Below are 18,021 nucleotides of genomic sequence, written 5' to 3'. Positions count from 1 at the left end.
CGGGAGGGGGACGCAGCCAGCGCGGCGGGGCGACCCTTGCGCAGCTGCCCTCGCTTAGAGCGCGCCAGTTTTGAAAGTATTGGAAAAACAAATGAATGCCCGTGTTGAAACCGATGTGCTCAGCCACCTGAGCAACCAGCATCTGGATGCGCTGGAAGAGGAAACCATCTTCATCCTGCGCGAGGTGGCGGCCGCCTTCGAGCGCCCCGCCCTGCTGTTCTCCGGCGGCAAGGATTCGCTGGTCATGCTCAAGTGCGCGGAAAAAGCGTTCGGCGCGGGCCGCATCCCCTACCCACTGCTGATGATCGACACCGGCCACAACTTCCCCGAGGTGACCGATTTCCGCGATTTTCGCGCCCAGGAGCTGGGCGCCGAGCTGATTGTGCGCAGTGTCGAAGACTCCATGGCACGCGGCACGGTGCGCCTGTCGCACCCCGGTGAATCGCGCAATGTGCACCAGTCGGTCACGCTGCTCGAAGCCATTGAGGAGTTCCGCTTCGACGCGCTGATTGGCGGTGCGCGCCGCGACGAGGAAAAGGCCCGCGCCAAGGAGCGCATCTTCTCCCACCGCGACAGCTTTGGCCAGTGGCAGCCCAAGGCGCAGCGCCCCGAGCTGTGGACGCTGTTCAACACGCGCCTGGCGCCCGGCGAGCATTTCCGCGTCTTCCCGATCAGCAACTGGACCGAGCTGGACGTGTGGCAGTACATTGACCGCGAAAAAATCGCCCTGCCCAGCCTGTACTACGCCCATGAGCGCGATGTGGTCGAGCGCAAGGGCCTGCTGGTGCCCGTGACCGCGCTCACACCGCCCAGGGACGGCGAATCGGTGGAACAGCGCACCGTGCGCTTTCGCACCGTGGGCGACATCACCTGCACCTGCCCGGTGGAGAGCGACGCAGCAACGGCCGCCGACATCGTGCTCGAAACCCTGACGGCCGAAGTGAGCGAGCGCGGTGCCACCCGCATGGACGACAAGACCAGCGACGCCTCGATGGAAAAGCGCAAGAAAGACGGATATTTTTAGGAGCATGCCCTTCTGAGGCGCTGCTGGGCGGTTCTGCCCTCGGCAGTGCTGCATCGATGCGCCACGCCCAATGCCTGAATCACTGAGATGAATGCGATGACAGAAACCATTACTTCAATAGCAGCCACCGCCCAACCATCGGGCGCCGGCAGCCCAAATGATGCAAAACCGGCAGGCAATGCCTCTGCGCTGCGCTTCATTACCTGCGGCTCGGTCGATGATGGCAAATCCACGCTGATCGGCCGCCTGCTGGTTGACAGCAAATCGGTGCTGCAGGATCACCTCGCTGGCGTACAGCGTGGCGGCGAAACCGATCTGGCGCTGCTGACCGATGGCCTGTCCGCCGAGCGCGAGCAAGGCATCACCATCGACGTGGCCTACCGCTACTTTGCCACCGAAGCGCGCAAGTTCATCATTGGCGATGCGCCCGGCCACGAGCAATACACCCGCAACATGGTCACCGCCGCCTCCAGCGCCGATGCCGCCGTGGTGCTGGTCGATGCCACCAAGCTCGACTGGAAAAACCCCCAGCTGCCGCTGCTGGCCCAGACCCGCTGCCACAGCCTGCTGGTGCACCTGCTGCGCGTCAATGCCCTGGTGTTTGCCGTCAACAAGCTCGACGCCGTGGACGACCCGGCCCTCGCCTTTGCCAACATCCGCAATGCGCTTGCCACCTTTGCGCAGGCAGCGGGCATCACCGTGGCGGCCACCGTGCCCGTGTCGGCGCTCAAGGGCTGGAATGTGGTGACGCCCCATGCCGACTGGGCCGGCTACCAGGGCCCCAGCCTGCTGCAACTGCTGGAAAAGCTCCCCGCAACGCCTGCCGATACCGGCCAGCCCTTTGCCTTTGCCGTGCAGTGGGTGGAAAAGTTCTCGTCTTCTGCCGACACCAGCCAGGGGCGCCGCGTGTTCTGGGGCAAGGTCGCCACCGGCGACGTCGCCGTGGGCACCGCCGTGCAGATCCTGCCCAGCGGCCAGCGCGCCACCGTGGCCCAGGTGCTCGACCACACCCGCCAGGCCAAAAGCCGCGGCGCAGGCCAGAGCGCGGGCATCGCGCTCGACCGCGAGGTGGACGTATCGCGCGGCGACTGGTTGATTGCCGCGCCCCTGGCCGCTGCGGCCACCGACGACGACTTTGACGCCCCTGCCGAGCAGGCCGCCTGGCCCGCCACCCGCGAGATCACCGCCACCGTGGCCTGGATGGACAACGAGCCCCTGGTGCCAGGCCGCGTGTACCAGGCCCTGCATGGCCGCCGCTGGATCAAGGCCAAGGTGCGCAAGGTGCTGCACCGGCTGGACATCAACACGCTGGAGCGCCAGGCCGCCGAGCAACTGGAGCCCAATGCCATCGGTCGCGTCGAGATCACGCTGCAGGAGGCGATTCCGGCAGCGCCCTTTGCCCGCTCGCGCGAACTGGGTTCGCTGATTCTGGTGGACCCGGCCTCCAACAGCACGGCTGCGGCCGTGCTCGTGGAATGAACATGTCCCCCATCCCGTACCCGAAAACCACGGTATTCAAGTACGCTCTATGTGCTCTTGCACAAAAATCGTAAAATTCCCGCTGTTTGTCTGAACCACTGGCGTAAATAAATTCCATGACCCACGTCGTCACCGAAAACTGCATCAAGTGCAAATACACCGACTGTGTAGACGTCTGCCCTGTTGACTGCTTCCGCGAAGGCCCGAACTTCCTCACCATCGATCCGGACGAATGCATCGACTGCGCCGTCTGCATTCCCGAGTGCCCGGCCAACGCCATCTACGCAGAAGAAGATGTGCCAGCCGACCAGATCGCCTTCATCAAGCTGAACGCCGAGCTGGCCCTGGCGGACGGCTGGAAGAGCATCACCAAGCGCAAGACGCCGCTTGAAGGCGCCGATGAAGCCAACGGCCAGCCCGGCAAGATCAAGGATCTGATCCGCTGATCGCCAGCACCTCGACAAGCCAGCCTGCCAGCTGGCTTTTTTATTGGGCCTGCCCCGTCAAGGCCATAAGTTTCTCCACCTCGTGCCATGGGCGCGCACGGGGTTCCCGCCCCGCCCGCTCTTGCCAACAGGTGTACCGTGAGCAACTCCCGATTCGCAAAAACGCCTCAGCCCCCTTATTACGCAGTCATTTTTACCTCGCAGCGCACCGCGACTGAAAACGACGCCTACGGCAACATGGCCGATCAGATGGAGGCCCTCGCCCAGCAACAGCCCGGCTTTTTAGGCGCAGAAAGCACACGTGGCGCCGATGGCCTGGGCATTACCGTTGCCTACTGGGAAACCGAAGCCGACATCGCCGCCTGGAAAGCCAACGCCGACCACCTGGCCGCCCAGCGCGCAGGCGCAGAGCGCTGGTACGAGCACTACGAGGTGCGGGTAGCCAAGGTAGAACGCGCTTACGGAAAGCGCTGAGAACGTGTTTACGATCTCTACGCGGCGCGAGGAGATCGTAAACACGTTCTAAAGCAGCAGGCGCTGCCGGAGCGGCGCCATCAATCCGGGTGCGACACCCCCAGCCGCTCATGCAGGCGCTTGCTCGTCGTGGTGTATTCGAGCAGCAGCTTTTCGCCGCGCAGGTATTCGATGGCTGCCATGGCCGCCATCGTGGCCTCGTAGAACCCGCTCAGGATCAGCTTGCGCTTGCCGGGGTAGCTGACGATATCGCCAGCCGCGTAGATGCCCGCGGCGCTGGTGGCAAAGCTGTCGGTCGCCACCTGCAGCTGCTTTTTCTCGATCGCCAGACCCCATTCCAGCAGCGGCCCGAGCTTGGGCGAGATGCCCTGGCATACCCATAGCTGGTCGCAAGGCAGGCGCTGGTCCTGGCCGTCCGCATCGATGTACGCCATGGCCTGCAGGCGCGCAGCCGCGCCGTCTTCAGCCACCTCCAGACTCTGCGGCATGCCAACTACCACCTCCACGCGGCCGCTGGCGCGCAAGGCCGCCAGAGCATCCAGCAGGGCCTGCGGCGCGCTGAACTGGTCGCGCCGGTGCAGCAAGACAACCGACACCGAGGCAAGCAACGGGTGCTGCGCAGCGGTGACGGCCGCCTGCACGGCGGCCTCGTCTCCGCCATGCACCACGATCTTTGGCGCCTTGGATGCAGCCAGCGCCGCCGCCTGCTGCGACACCCAGGCTTCGCCCAGATCCGGGTGGTAGAACACCTGCCGCCCTACCAGCGCGTCAATGCCGGGCAGACGCAGCTGCTTGGGCACAAAGGCGCCCACCCCGGCTGTCACAAAAATGGCTCTGGCCAGCAGCCACGTGGTTCCATCGCCGCCATCCGGCGCAGGCTCCTGGCCCTGCAATTGCACGCGCCAGCGGCCATCGCCCTGGGCCTGTATCTGGGCCACCTGGGTGCGGGGGTGGAAGACGGGGGCAAAAGGTGCAATCTGCTGCTGCAGCCTGGTGGCCAGTTCGCGGCCGGTGCACAGCGGAATGCCAGGGATGTCGTAGATGGGCTTGTCGGCATACAGTTCGATGCACTGCCCTCCCATGACGGGCAAGGTGTCGCAGATATGCGCCTGCACGCCCTGCAACCCGAGCTGGAAAGCGGTGAAGAGCCCTACCGGCCCGGCACCGATGATGAGCGCATCCACCTCCTGCGCAGCCGGTGCATCAACACCGGAAACGGCTGACGTGGCTTCAGTGGCGGCAATCGGGGCATCGGGAACGGTTTCGGGGCGCTGTGTATCGGTCATAGCCCGATGGTAGTGCAGCTGCCTTGGCCTTGATGGCTTTGCGCATATGCATGTGCCGAGCTGCGCTACCCGAAGCAGTTTTTCAAAAAGCAGAGCTACCCGCGCTTGCCGTTATTGATTGTCTGGCAATAATTCCCTTCAAAACCAATACCTGCATGCGTGGGCAGCTCACTTTTTTATCTTACTGTACGGGATCGACCCCGCCGCCTAGCGCCTTGTACAGCGCAATGCGGTTGACCTGCTCGGCCTGCAGCAAGGTGATCTGCGTCTGCTGCGCGGCATACAGGCTGCGTTGCGCATCCAGCACGGTGAGGAAGTCGTCCGCCCCCGCCTTGAAGCGCGCCTGCGACAGCTCCAGCACGCGGCTGGCCGATGCCACCAGGGCAGTCTGAGAGTCCAGCCTGCGCTGCATGGTGATGCGGTCGGCCAGGGCATCGTTCACTTCGCGGAAAGCGGTCTGGATGGCCTTTTCGTACTGCGCAAGCGCCACATCGCGGTTGGCTTGCGCAATATCAAGATTCGCCTGGTTACGGCCGTTGTCAAAAATGGGCAGGCGGATCTGCGGCACAAAGCTCCAGGCGCGGTTGCCGCCTTCAAACAGGCCGCTGAGTTCGTTGCTGCCCGTGCCCACGTTGGCCGTCAGGCTGATGGTGGGGAAGAAGGCCGCACGCGCCGCGCCAATGCTGGCGTACTGGGCCTGCAGGCTGTGTTCGGCAGCCGCAATGTCGGGCCGCGCCAGCAGCACGGTGGATGACAGGCGCGCGGGCACCTGCGTCATTGCCGTGGTGGCAGCCTGCGTGGCCACCTTGGGCGTAGCGCCGTCGAGCAGTTGGCCGGAGCCCGCCTTTTTCAGATCCAGGGCCGTGAGCGACGCCGCAGGCGCCTGCGGCAGCATATCGGCAGAAACCGGGCCACCTACCAGCAGTTGCAGGGCATTGCGGTCGCGCTGCACCTGCGATTCATAGGCCGCCACGTCGTTGCGCGCGGTCTCCACCGCCGTCTGGTTCTGTGCCAGCACCAGTCCATTGGTGGCGCCCAACTGGTGCATGCGCTGCACGAGGCTGTAGCCATGCTCGCGCGTGGCCAGAGTGTCGCGCGCCAGTTGCAGGCGCTGCTGGTCGCTGGCCAGCGTGATCCAGGCGTTGCTGATGTCGGTGATCAGGCCCAGTTGCACGCTGCGGCGGTTTTCTTCGATCTGCAGGTACTGCTGCAGCGCCGATTCGCTCAGGTTGCGCACGCGGCCCCAGAAATCCAGCTCGTAGCTGGCCAGGCCCAGTTGCACATTGAACTGGTTCGCCGTGGAGGAGCCCGCGCTGGCCGAGCGCAGGTCGTCTGCCGTGCGCGTACGGCTGGCCTGGCCGCTGGCATTGAGGGTAGGCAACTGGTCTGCCCGCTGCACCCCGTACTGCGCACGCGCCTTTTCGATATTGGCGATGGCAACGCGCAGGTCGCGGTTGTTCTGCAGCGCCGTCTCCATCAACTGGCGCAGCCGGGCGTCTTCCACCCACTGCTGCCAGGGCAGCATGCGCCATTCGCTGGCAGAGACGGGCTCCACCGAAAACTCGTCGGGCACGGCAGACAGCGCGCCATCCAGCGTGGCAGGCACGGGTGCATCAGGGCGCTGGTAGATCGGCGCGAGGTTGCAGGCGCTCAGCAACCCGGCCGCCAGCAGGGCAAGCGGCAGGCGCAAGGCAGAGGGGCAGACAGTCTTCATGCTCGGAATCATTGCGCGCCCTCCACCGGGTGCGCGTTAGCGGTTGCGGTTGCGGGTGGTGCAGCCTCCTCATGGCGGCTGCGCGAGCGGAACCAGCTGCGTATCAGCAGGAAGAACACCGGCACCATGAAGATGCCCAGCAAGGTGGAAGCCACCATGCCGCCCAGCACCGCCGTGCCGATGGCCACGCGGCCGGCTGCACCGGCGCCGGTGCCGATGGCCAGCGGTATCACGCCAAAGCCAAATGCCAGTGAGGTCATCAGAATGGGACGCAGCCGCAGCCGCACGGCGGCCACCACGGCATCGAACACGCTCTTGCCCTGCTCTTGCAGCTGCACGGCAAATTCCACGATCAGAATGGCGTTCTTCGCGGCCAGCCCCACCGTGGTGAGCAGACCAACCTGGAAGTACACGTCATTCGTCAGCCCGCGCGTATAGGTGGCCAGCAGTGCGCCGATGACGCCCAGCGGCACCGCCAGCATCACCGACAGCGGCACCGTCCAGCTTTCGTACAGCGCAGCCAGGCACAGGAAGACGAACAGGATCGAGATGGCGTACAGCATGGGCGCCTGCGCACCCGACTGGCGCTCCTGCAGCGAGGCGCCCGTCCATTCGTAACCAATGCCGGGCGGCAGCTGCTTGAGGATGTCCTCGATGGTCTGCATGGCCACACCCGAGCTCACACCGGGCGCGGAGCTACCGATGATTTCATAGGCCGGAGCGCCGTTGTAGCGCAGCAGCTGCGGCGAGCCATAGGCCCAGTGGCTGCTGGCAAAGGCGCTGAAAGGCACCATTTCGCCCTTGTTGTTGCGCACCGTCCACTGGCCAATGTCCTGCGGCAGCATGCGGTACTTGGCGTCGCCCTGCACATACACGCGCTTGACGCGGCCATTGTTCAGGAAATCGTTCACATAGGTGCCGCCCATGGCGCTGGAGAGCGTGCTGTTGATGTCGTTGTACGACAGGCCCAGCGCCGCAGCCTTGCGGTCGTCCACCTCCACGCGCAGCTCGCTGGCGTCGTCGAGGTTGGTGGTGCGCACGGCTGTCAGCAGGTTGCTTTTGCGGGCTTCGTCCAGAACCTTGTTGGTGGCGGCCAGCAAGGCGCTGTGCCCCAGGCCGTTGACGTCCTTGATCATGAAGTTGAAGCCCGCGTTGGACCCCAGGCCCCGCACGGCGGGCGGCATCATCACATAGACGCGGGCATCGCGGATGCGCGCCAGATCCTTGTTGGCCTTGAAGGCGATGGCATTGGCCGCCTGGCTGGCCAGGGGACGCTCATCCCACGGTTTCAGGCGGATGAAGCCGCGTGCCGAGCTCTGGTCTCCGTTCAGCCCCGATACCTGGTTGAAACTGATGATGTCGGGCTGGTCCAGCAGGTAGTCGCGCACCTCGTCCAGCACGTCCTGCAATCGGGCGTCGGCAGCGCCTGCGGGCAGGTTGACGTTGACGTACAGAAAGCCCTGGTCTTCGTCCGGCAGGAAGGACGTGGGCAGCACGCGTGCCACGATCCAGATGGCGGCCAGCACGGCCACGAAAATCAGCATCATGCGCTTGGCGCGGCGCAGGCTGTAGGCCACCGTGCTCTGGTAGCGGCTGGCGGTGGCGTCAAAGCTGCGGTTGAACCAGCGGAAGAACCGGTCGCTCACACCCATCAGGCCCCGGCGCACAGCGCGCTCGTGGTGCGCATCCTCTTGCGGGGCTTTGAGGATGGTGGCGCACAGCGCGGGTGTCAGCGTCAGCGCCACAAACACCGACAGCGCCATGGCCGCGACGATGGTGATGGAGAACTGGCGGTAGATCACTCCGGTCGAGCCGCCAAAGAACGCCATGGGCACGAATACCGCCGACAGTGTGACGCCAATGCCTACCAGGGCCGGGGTGATTTCGCGCATGGAGAGCTTGGTGGCCTCCTTGGCGGACAGGCCCGTCTCATGCATCACGCGCTCGACGTTCTCGACCACCACGATGGCATCGTCCACCAACAGGCCAATGGCCAGCACCATGGCAAACATGGTCAGGGTGTTGATGGAATAACCCGCGATGGACAGCACGCCGAAGGTGCCCAGCAGCACCACTGGCACGGCAATCGCAGGAATCAGGGTGGCGCGCAGGTTCTGCAGGAAGATGAACATCACGATCACCACCAGCACCATGGCCTCGCCCAGCGCACTCACCACCTCATGGATCGAGGCGCGCACAAAGGGGGTCGAGTCCGAACTGACGAAGTATTCGATCTGGTTGGGGAAGAACGGCTTCATCTCCGCCAGCTTGGCGGCCACGGCATCCGATACCGCCATGGCGTTGGCGCCGTCGGCCAGGATGATGCCCATGCCCGCGCCGCGCATGCCGTTGAGCTTGGCCTGGATGGAGAGGTTGTCGGCGCCCAGCTCCACCCGCGCCACATCGGCGATGGTGACAACCGAGCCGTCGGTGGCAGCCTTGAGCACGATGTTCTCGAACTGGTCCACCGTTTTGAGCTTGGTGCGCGCCGTGATGGTGGCATTGAGCTGCTGGTTCTGAACGGCGGGCAAGGCCCCCAGCTGGCCCGCTGAGACCTGGGCATTCTGCGCATTGAGCGCGTTGACCAGATCGGAGGGCACGAGACCGTACTTTTCCAGCTTGGCAGGGTCCATCCACACCCGCATGGCGTAGAAGGTGCCGAAGACGTTGACGTCCCCCACCCCTTCGATGCGGCCGATCACATCGACTAGGTTGGAGTTGATGTAGTCGCCAATGTCCACCTCGGTGATCGAGGGATCCTTGGAGTAGAAGCTGTAGGTGACCAGAAAATCCTGGCCGCCCTTGTTGATGAAGACGCCCCGGCTCTTGACCGCATCGGGCAGGCGGTTCAGGGCGCCCTGGATCTTGTTCTGCACCTGCACCTGGGCAACGTCCACATTGGTGCCGGGCGCAAAGGTGAGCGTGATCCGCGCCTGGCCGGACGCGCTGCTCGACGAGCTCATGTAGAGCATGTTGTCGATGCCCTTGATCTGCTGCTCGATGATCTGGGTGACGGAGTTTTCCACCGTTTCAGCCGAGGCACCGGTGTACTGGGCGCCAATCGTCACGCGTGGTGGCGCGATCTCGGGGTATTGCTCAAGCGGCAGCTTGAAAATGGACAAGGCGCCGCCCAGCATGATGACGATAGCGATCACCCATGCAAAGATGGGGCGCTGGATAAAGAACTGTGCCATGGGTGCAGCCTTTTTCTTCTTGCTTCTTATTTGCCAGCTGCAGGCGCAGAAGCAGCGGGCGTGGCAGGTGCGGCCGCCTCACCAGGCGCTCTTCCCGGGCTGCGTGGCTTGTCAGCCTTGGCCTGGAGGTCAATCACGGTGGGGTTCACCTTGTCGCCGACCTTCACACGCTGAAAACCATCCACCACCACACGCTCGCCCGCCTTGAGGCCGCTGCCCACCAACCACTGGTTGCCGATGGCACGGTCAATCTCCAGGGGACGCTTCTCGATCTTGTCGTCCTGGCTCACCACCATCACACTGGCGCGGCCGGTCAGATCGCGGGTCACCGACTGCTGCGGCACCAGCAGCGCATCAGGCGCCACTGCCGTGGGCAGCAGGGCCTGCACATACATATTGGGCATCAGCATGCCATCGGGGTTGGGCACCTGCGCGCGCAGGGTGACGGTGCCGGTGGTAGCGTTGACGATGACGCCCGCAAACTTGAGCTTGGCGGTGTGGGGGTACTGGGTGCCGTCATCAAGGCGGATGCGCACCGGAATCTGGTCGCCATCCACCTTCTGGAAGCGCCCGGCCGCCAGATCGCGCTGCAGCTGCAGCATCTCGGTACTCGACTGCGTGAAATCCACATACATCGGATCGAGCTGCACCACGGTGGTGAGCGGCGCCGTCTGGTTGGCCGTGACCAGCGCGCCCGGCGTTACCGAAGAGGTGCTGACCCGGCCACTGATGGGCGATGTGATGCGGGTGTACTGCAGGTTGACCTTGGCGTTGTCGAGCGCGGCCTGTGCCACGGCGACATCGGATGCAGTCTGCGCGACTGCGGCCTGGCTGTCGTCGTATACCTGGCGGCTGATCGCGTCGATCTTCACCAACTCGGCATTGCGCGCTGCATTGCTGCGCGCAGTCTGCGCAGTGGCCTTGGCTTTGGCAACGGCTGCCTGGGCGCTGTTGACGGCGGCGGTGGCCGAGCGGTCATCCAACTGGTAGAGCACCTGCCCGGCCTTGACCTGCGCGCCCTCGGTGAACAGGCGCTTTTCGACGATGCCGTTGGCCTGGGGCCGAATGTCGGCCATCATGAAGGCGCTGGTGCGGCCCGGCAACTCGGCCATCAGGCTCTGCGCAGTTGGCTGCACGGTAATGATGCCCACCTCGGTCGCCTTGGCTGCAGGCGCCTCGACCGCCTTCTTCTCGGAACATGCCGCCAGCAAGGCGATGGCTGCTACAGCGGCAACACTGCGCCAGCCGGAAGATGAAAGCGGAAGGGCTGGATGCTGAGGGGCAGAAGCAACCATGGTGTGGCGTGAGGGAGAATGGGCATCCAGCATCATCGGTGGTGATTTTGGTAGAGAGCAAACTACTATTTTTGCAGCTTAATATGTAGGAAATGTAAAGCCCGCCAGCGGATTGGCTTGCGCATGCTGCAATGCGGCGCCCCGGCGAATCACACATTCTGCTACAGCCTGTATCCCTGCGATACAGGCACTGCAACGCTCTATGGGAAAGCGATAATGCGCAAAGGTTCCCTTCAAGTCACCTTGCTGACACCGGTTTCTTTTTTCACCACAGAGTTACCCCGCTTTCCATACGGCCAGCCTGTTTCACCGGGCTGCCCCCTTTTGCCCCAAGGAGCGCTCCATGCCCATTTCTGCCCCCGCATCCGGACTGATTCTGCTCTCGCATGGCTCCAAGGACCCCGTCTGGCGCGGCAATGCCGAACGGCTGCTGGCCCTGGTAAAGCGGGACAGGCCGCAGGCGGCGGTCGCCTGTGCCTATCTGGACTGGTGCGAGCCCGCGCTGGGCGCCGCCTTGGAACACCTGGTGCTGCAGCACCCTCGATTGACCCAAGTCACCATCTGGCCGCTGCTGTTTGGCGTGGGCAAACATGCGCGTGACGACATTCCCGCCCTGGTGCAGCGCACGGCACCGCAATTTCCGCAGATGGCCCTGACCATCGTGCCCGCCATGGGTGAAGACGACCGCGTGATGCAGTTGCTGGCGAGCATGGCCGCCGGCTATCTGCAAAGCTGAAACCCCGCGCCGCGGTCTTGTGGCTTTGCGATGCCGCTGCGCCGGTGCGCCGCTGCGCCTGCGCTCAAGGCGCCACCTGCGGCATCGGCCTGCCTAACCCCGGCAGAGTTTCGGTGTTCTATCGATATCACTGGCGTTTATATTCCAATGAAGCATAATGATGCAGATCAATATTCCATAATCTTGTAGGACCTGTGTGACGCGCGCACCCAGCCGCTGGGCGCAGGCCGAATCTTTTATGAACCTGCATCAGTTCCGCTTCGTGCAAGAGGCCGCGCGCCGCAACCTCAACCTGACCGAGGCTGCCAAGGCGCTGCACACCTCGCAACCCGGCGTCTCCAAGGCCATCATCGAGCTGGAGGAAGAGTTGGGCATCGACATCTTCGCCCGCCACGGCAAGCGCTTGAAGCGCATTACCGAACCCGGCCAGCAGGTGCTCAAGAGCATTGAGATCATCATGCGCGAAGTGGGTAACCTGAAGCGTATCGGCGACCAGTTCAGCACGCAGGACAGCGGTACGCTCTCGATTGCCACCACCCACACGCAGGCCCGCTATGTGCTGCCCACGCCTGTAGCCAAACTGCGCGAACACTACCCCAAGGTCACCGTCAGCCTGCACCAGGCCACGCCCGCCGAAGTGGCCCGCATGGTGATCGACGAACAGGCCGATATCGGCATGGCCACCGAATCGCTGGCCGACTACCCCGACCTCGTCACCCTGCCCTGCTACGAATGGCAGCACGTGCTGGTCATGCCGCACCAGCATCCGCTGGCGCAGAAAGAACGCATCACGCTGGAAGACATTGCGGGTGAGCCGTTGATCACCTACCACCCGAGCTTTACCGGGCGCGGCAAGATCGATGCGGCCATGGCGGCGCGCCAGCTCAAGCCCCGTATCGTGCTGGAGGCCATCGACTCCGACGTGATCAAGACCTATGTGCGCCTGGGCCTGGGGATCGGCATCGTGGCCGAGATGGCCATGCGCGACGACCCGATCAAGGATCTGGCCGTACGCCCCATGGGCTACCTGTTCGGCCAGAGCGTGGCGCGCGTGGCCTTCAAGCGCGGCGCCTACATGCGTAATTTCGTCTACAAGTTTGCCGAACTGCTGAGCGACCGCCTGAGCCATGACCTGATCGACCGCGCCATGGTCGGTCACGTGGCGGACTACGAACTGTAAAGTTGCCACCTAAAATACTCATGAATTGATAGCTGCCAGCGCCCGCCCAATGGGCGCTGGTTACGTAAAACACTGCCAACCCATGACTGCAACCGCCCCTACTCCCAGCTTCCCCAGCCGCCTGCCCCAGGTGGGCACCACCATTTTCACCGTCATGTCGGCACTGGCTGCAGAGCACAAGGCGGTCAACCTGGGCCAGGGTTTTCCGGATTTTGGCTGCGACCCGGCGCTGATCGAAGGCGTGACGCGGGCCATGCAGGCGGGCCACAACCAATACCCGCCGATGACTGGCGTGCCTGCACTGCGCGAGGTGGTCTCGCAGAAAATCGAGGCCCTGTATGGCAGACGCTATGACGCCACGAGCGAGATCACCGTCACCGCTGGCGCCACCCAGGCCATCCTGACCATCATCCTGAGCTGCGTGAGCCCGGGCGACGAAGTGATCGTGCTCGACCCCTGCTACGACAGCTATGTGCCCAACATCGAGCTGGCCGGTGGCGTGCCGGTGCGCGTACCGCTCACGCCCAAGACCTTCCGCCCCGATTTCGGCAAGATCGCTGCGGCCATCACGCCCAAAACCCGCTTGATGCTGATCAATACCCCGCACAACCCCAGCGGCACCACCTGGACGGCGCAGGAGATGCAGCAGCTCGAAGACCTGCTGGCCCCCACCAACATCCTGCTGCTGTCCGACGAGGTGTATGAACACATGGTGTATGACGGCGCGCGCCACGAAAGCGCATCGCGCTACCCGGCCCTGGCGGCGCGCACCTATGTGGTCAGCAGCTTTGGCAAGACCTTCCACGTGACCGGCTGGAAGGTCGCCACCGTCGCAGCGCCTGCCGCGCTGACTGCCGAATTCCGCAAGGTGCACCAGTTCAACGTGTTCACCGTCAACACGCCCATGCAGGTGGGACTGGCCGACTATTTGAAAAACCCGGCCCCCTACCTCGACCTGCCCGCGTTCTACCAGAAGAAGCGCGACCTCTTCCGCGCAGGCCTCGAAGGCTCGCGCCTGCAATTGCTGCCCTGCCCGGGCACCTATTTTCAGTGTGTCGATATCTCTGCCGTGACGGATGCCAGCGAAGCCGATTTCTGCCAGCAACTGGTCAAGGACCTGGGCGTTGCCGCCATCCCGCTGTCCGCCTTCTATGGCGATGGCTTCGACCAGCAGGTGGTGCGCTTCTGTTTTGCCAAGAAGGACGAGACACTGCTGGCAGCCCTGGAGCGACTGCGCAAGCTGTAGGCGAGCAACAGGCTGCTTCGCCCCACCAAGGGCTGGATGCCGCGCTCCGGCCGGAACGCGCGGCACGGACCCGGTACGAACGCAGTACGAATTCGGCCAGCACAGCGGCTCAATGTCGGTACATCAGCCGGTAACGGCTCATGCGAAGCCCTCCCGTTATCTTCTCTAAGAGCCGCTAACACAACCCTTGATACGTCGTTGCTTCGCCGGGGGCGCCCAGCCTTGTCGTACGTCTGTACTGCCTGCGGCTTCGCCTAACGCGGCCCGGCGCCTCGTCTCAAACGCAAATCTGCGATTTGCTGGGTTGTGTTAGCGGCTCTAAGAAAAAAACTGCTTGAGCCCTGATGCAGGGCGCAAGCAGCTATCAAACTAGGAGTAACAAAACACTATCGCAATCACATTCTGGTGCCCGAGGCGCATGCAGCACAGGACTGCACAGCGCCCCGCCTCATCAGAACGAATGGCGGATACCGACCTGGTAGCCGGTGCCCGAACCATTTCCGTCGGCCACCGCCAGGCCATCGCCCACCGTATAGGCCTTGCCACCATCCTTGTTCTTGACGCGGGCCACATTGCCGTACAGCGCAGTGCGCTTGGACAGGTTGTGCACATAGCCCAGTGCGATGTGGTTGGCATCGTTGGCCACATTGGTTGCCTTGACAGCGCCGTAGCTCACACGGAACTGACCAGCCGAGCCCACCGGCACATGTGCGCCCAGCGCCCAGACGCGCGTCTTCTTGTCGTCGCCCGCCTTGTTTTCGCCCAGCAGCACCATGGGCTTGACCACGCCGAAATCGTAGCTTGCGCCAATGTTGGACTGCTTGAGGTCACCCAGCACGCTGTGCGTTGTCTTGGTCGTCGCCACAGCCAGGCTGAGCGGCCCGCTCGCGTAACCTACGCGGGCACCGATCACGCGGCCATCGTTGTTGGCCATGCTCTCGCTGAAGCCATACATGACGGTACCGAAGAAGCCGCCCATCTTGGGCATGTGGTAGGCGATGGAGTTGGACGCACGCACGTGGGTCACGCCCCGCGCACCCGCTGGCGGGTAGAACAACGCCGCCGACGAGCCCACGCCGTTGGTACCAAAGGCATGGTAGCCGCCACCCGACACCGCGAGGTTGCTGAAGCCTGGCACGAAATCGCGGCCCAGTCGCACTTCACCGAAATCGCCCGACAGGCTGACGGTGGAGCGGCGGCCAAAGGTCAAGCCCCCGCTCTGGTTCTTCATGTTGTCCACGCTGGTGGAGCCGCCTGCGCCCGTATCGGCCTCGTATGCAGCCTCCAGCCAGAAGCTGGCCTTGAGGCCACCACCCAGGTCTTCCGTGCCGCGAAAGCCCAGGCGGCTGGAGGTATTGCCATCGGCGCCCAGTTGGTTGAGCGAGCCGCTGCCGCTGCTCGACAGGTGCGTGATGCCCGAGTCGATCACGCCAAACAGCTGCACCCGGGATTGCGCCTGCGCTGCGCCACCGGCGCACACCAGCGCCAGCCCGAGGGCTGCAGCTGCCGCTTTGCGCCGCACATGCGGGGGCTGTGGCAGGGTCGATGGTTCAAGTTTCATGGTGCTGTCTCCTTCTATGGTTGATGAAAGCCAAGGGCATCATCGAAGGAGAAGCTGTCATTCAGCTGTCATGCGGGCCTTGAATCTTCAGGGAAAACTCGGGATTGCCAGCCGTTGCGCTTTGAACGAGACGCGCCACCCTGCGCAGCCGGGGGCGCTCGCCATCAGAGCAAAATGATGTCGTACTGGTCCGAGCCGTCGCGCCCTTCTGCCTGCAGCGAGATGGGCTTGCCGATGAAATCGGACAGGCCTGCAAGGTGCTGGCTCTCCTCGTCCAGCAGCATCTCGATGACAGGGGGCGCCGCCAGCACCCGGAATTCCTTGGGGTTGAACTGCCGCGCCTCGCGCAGGATCTCACGCAGGATGTCGTAGCACACCGTGCGCACGGTCTTGACCTCGCCCACGCCATTGCACACCGGGCACGGCATGCACAGCATATGGGCCAGCGATTCACGCGTGCGCTTGCGCGTCATCTCCACCAGGCCCAGCTGCGAGAACTCGCCGCACATGGTCTTGACGCGATCGCGCTGCAACTGCTTGCGCAGCTCCTGCAGCACCTGCTTCTGGTGGTCTTCATGCACCATGTCGATGAAATCGACAATGATGATGCCCCCCAGGTTGCGCAGGCGCAGCTGGCGGGCAATGGCGTGCGCCGCCTCCAGGTTGGTCTTGAAGATGGTGTCGTCGAAATTGCGCGCGCCGACGTAGCCGCCGGTGTTCACATCTACAGTGGTCAGCGCCTCGGTCTGGTCCACGATCAGGTAGCCACCCGATTTCAGATCGACCCGACGGCCCAGCGCACGGGCGATCTCCTCGTCCACCGCGTACAGGTCGAAAATCGGCCGCTCGCCCTTGTACAGCTGCAGCTTGGGCACTGCGGCGGGCATGAATTCCTGACCAAAGGTCTTGAGCAGCGCAAACTGCTCGCGCGAATCGATGCGAATCGACTGCGTGTTCTCCGTCACCATGTCGCGCAGCACGCGCTGCATCAGGTTCAAATCCTGGTGCAGCAAGGTCTTGGGCGGCAGTTTGGTCGATGATTCCTTGATCCGCTTCCACACCTTGCGCAGGTAGGCAATGTCTTCGGCCAGCTCTTCGTCGGTGGAGTCTTCGCCGTTGGTGCGCAGGATGAATCCGCCGCCACCACCCGTTTCGGGCGTGCCCACCAGCGCCTGCAGGCGCGCGCGCAAGGCATCGCGCTCGTTCTGCGGAATCTTCTGCGACACGCCGATATGGTCGTCCTGCGGCAGAAACACCAGCAGGCGTCCCGCCACACTGATCTGCGTAGACAGGCGCGCACCCTTGGTGCCGATCGGGTCCTTGATGACCTGCACCATGATCGATTGGCCTTCGAACACCTGCTTTTCAATCGGCACCTGCGGCTCGCCCTTGCGGGCAAACATCGGCGCCTCTCCGCCTTCCTGGCGCTGCCACACATCGGCCACATGCAGGAAGGCCGCGCGCTCCAGGCCGATGTCGATGAACGCCGACTGCATGCCCGGCAGCACACGCGAGACCTTGCCCAGGTACACATTGCCGACCAGGCCGCGCTCCAGCGTGCGCTCGTGGTGCAGCTCCTGCACGGCGCCGCCTTCGATGACGGCCACGCGGGTTTCCTGTGGCGACCAGTTGATCAGAATATCGTTTTGCATGGGTAGTCTTCAGAGAACGAGGCCGGCTGCGCGCAGCAGGTTGGCAGTTTCAAATACGGGCAGACCCATGATTCCGGAGTAGCTGCCATTGATGTTGGCAATATACGCCGCCGCATGGCCTTGCACGCCATAGGCGCCAGCCTTGCCCATGGGCTCGCCGCTGGCGACATAGGCAGCAATCTGCGCATCGCTCATGTCTGCAAACCGTACCTGAGACACCGACAGCGTGGTCAGGCGCTTTCGGCCCGTGTGCAGCGCCACGGCGGTGAGGACCCGGTGGGTCTTGCCGCTGAGGGCCTGCAGCATCTCGGCGGCCTCCTCGGCCGATTCGGGCTTGCCCAGAATACGCCGCCCCAGTGACACGGTGGTGTCAGAGCACAGCACGGGCGCGCCTTCGAGCCCTCGGCGTTCCAGCCGCGCCAGGGCCGCGTCGAGCTTCAGGCCGGTGACGCGCTGCACATAGTCGCTTGCCGATTCGCGGGGCAGCACGGCCTCCAGCGCCTCCGGGTCTGGCTCATGGTCTTCGCTGTTGGCCAGCAGCAAGGTATAGCGCACCCCGATCTGCTCAAGCAGTTGGCGGCGGCGCGGAGATTGCGACGCCAGGTAGACAAAGGGTTCCATGGTGCGGGGTCCGTATTTTCTAAAAAACAAGCGCCTGCGCCCAACCATCAAGCGCAAGCAGCTATTGTTTTTGCAGCATACCGCATCCCGAGGTGCGCTGGCAAGATCGGCTT

Annotated in this window: 14 protein-coding genes; 7 read left to right on the top strand and 7 right to left on the bottom strand. The window is 63.8% G+C overall.

Translation table 11 applies throughout. The features are described from left to right. The first annotated feature begins 91 nt into the window (after positions 1-91). The 4 genes from cysD to ABIE32_RS17005 all read left to right on the top strand — a co-directional run bounded on the left by cysD (position 92) and on the right by ABIE32_RS17005 (position 3,423). On the top strand, positions 92-1,024 hold the full coding sequence (gene cysD / locus ABIE32_RS17020) for a sulfate adenylyltransferase subunit CysD (protein WP_429017865.1): 933 nt from the start codon (positions 92-94) through the stop codon (positions 1,022-1,024). A gap of 96 nt (positions 1,025-1,120) precedes the next feature. Further along, the gene (locus tag ABIE32_RS17015) at positions 1,121-2,503 is read left to right on the top strand and encodes a sulfate adenylyltransferase subunit 1 (protein WP_429017864.1); all 1,383 of its coding nucleotides are present in this window, start codon (positions 1,121-1,123) and stop codon (positions 2,501-2,503) included. A gap of 116 nt (positions 2,504-2,619) precedes the next feature. After that, positions 2,620-2,949, top strand: a complete 330-nt coding sequence (fdxA, locus tag ABIE32_RS17010) for a ferredoxin FdxA (protein ID WP_184710995.1) — start codon at positions 2,620-2,622, stop codon at positions 2,947-2,949. 87 nt (positions 2,950-3,036) lie between these two features. Beyond that, entirely contained in the window at positions 3,037-3,423 is a 387-nt protein-coding gene (locus tag ABIE32_RS17005; RefSeq protein WP_429017862.1) for an antibiotic biosynthesis monooxygenase family protein, read from the top strand. Positions 3,424-3,503: 80 nt separating this feature from the next. On the opposite strand, the gene ABIE32_RS17000 is transcribed toward ABIE32_RS17005, so the two are convergent. From ABIE32_RS17000 to ABIE32_RS16985, 4 genes are all read right to left on the bottom strand, one after another. Continuing rightward, positions 3,504-4,709 (bottom strand): NAD(P)/FAD-dependent oxidoreductase, encoded by a 1,206-nt coding sequence (locus ABIE32_RS17000; protein WP_429017860.1) that lies wholly within the window; start codon positions 4,707-4,709, stop codon positions 3,504-3,506. 181 nt (positions 4,710-4,890) lie between these two features. Continuing rightward, complete coding sequence (locus ABIE32_RS16995) at positions 4,891-6,423, bottom strand: efflux transporter outer membrane subunit (protein WP_429017858.1); 1,533 nt, start codon at positions 6,421-6,423, stop codon at positions 4,891-4,893. An 8-nt stretch (positions 6,424-6,431) separates the two neighbouring features. Further along, positions 6,432-9,617, bottom strand: coding sequence for an efflux RND transporter permease subunit (locus ABIE32_RS16990; protein WP_429017857.1), 3,186 nt, complete (start codon positions 9,615-9,617; stop codon positions 6,432-6,434). A gap of 26 nt (positions 9,618-9,643) precedes the next feature. Next, a complete protein-coding gene (locus ABIE32_RS16985; protein ID WP_429017855.1) occupies positions 9,644-10,945 on the bottom strand; it encodes an efflux RND transporter periplasmic adaptor subunit in 1,302 nt (433 codons plus the stop codon). Positions 10,946-11,255: 310 nt separating this feature from the next. On the opposite strand from ABIE32_RS16985, the gene ABIE32_RS16980 reads away from it, so the two are divergent. The 3 genes from ABIE32_RS16980 to ABIE32_RS16970 all read left to right on the top strand — a co-directional run bounded on the left by ABIE32_RS16980 (position 11,256) and on the right by ABIE32_RS16970 (position 14,074). Then, on the top strand, positions 11,256-11,648 hold the full coding sequence (locus tag ABIE32_RS16980) for a sirohydrochlorin chelatase (protein WP_429017854.1): 393 nt from the start codon (positions 11,256-11,258) through the stop codon (positions 11,646-11,648). Positions 11,649-11,886: 238 nt separating this feature from the next. After that, positions 11,887-12,828, top strand: a complete 942-nt coding sequence (locus ABIE32_RS16975; RefSeq protein WP_429017853.1) for a CysB family HTH-type transcriptional regulator — start codon at positions 11,887-11,889, stop codon at positions 12,826-12,828. Between the two features lie 82 nt (positions 12,829-12,910). Continuing rightward, on the top strand, positions 12,911-14,074 hold the full coding sequence (locus tag ABIE32_RS16970; protein WP_429017851.1) for a pyridoxal phosphate-dependent aminotransferase: 1,164 nt from the start codon (positions 12,911-12,913) through the stop codon (positions 14,072-14,074). 451 nt (positions 14,075-14,525) lie between these two features. On the opposite strand, the gene ABIE32_RS16965 is transcribed toward ABIE32_RS16970, so the two are convergent. The 3 genes from ABIE32_RS16965 to ABIE32_RS16955 form a co-directional block, all read right to left on the bottom strand. Further along, the gene (locus ABIE32_RS16965) at positions 14,526-15,635 is read right to left on the bottom strand and encodes a porin (protein ID WP_429017849.1); all 1,110 of its coding nucleotides are present in this window, start codon (positions 15,633-15,635) and stop codon (positions 14,526-14,528) included. Between the two features lie 164 nt (positions 15,636-15,799). Next, positions 15,800-17,287 carry a ribonuclease G gene (gene rng / locus ABIE32_RS16960; protein ID WP_429017848.1) on the bottom strand — a complete coding sequence of 496 codons (1,488 nt, stop codon included), beginning with the start codon at positions 17,285-17,287 and terminating at the stop codon, positions 15,800-15,802. A 9-nt stretch (positions 17,288-17,296) separates the two neighbouring features. Beyond that, positions 17,297-17,908, bottom strand: coding sequence for a Maf family protein (locus tag ABIE32_RS16955; RefSeq protein ID WP_224149034.1), 612 nt, complete (start codon positions 17,906-17,908; stop codon positions 17,297-17,299). Positions 17,909-18,021 lie beyond the last annotated feature (113 nt).

It is taken from the genome of Comamonas sp. 4034 (assembly GCF_050434545.1).
Lineage (GTDB): Bacteria > Pseudomonadota > Gammaproteobacteria > Burkholderiales > Burkholderiaceae_C > Comamonas > Comamonas odontotermitis.
The sequence above is the reverse complement of the archived record's forward strand: the minus strand, read 5'-3'. Positions and strand labels throughout refer to the sequence as shown.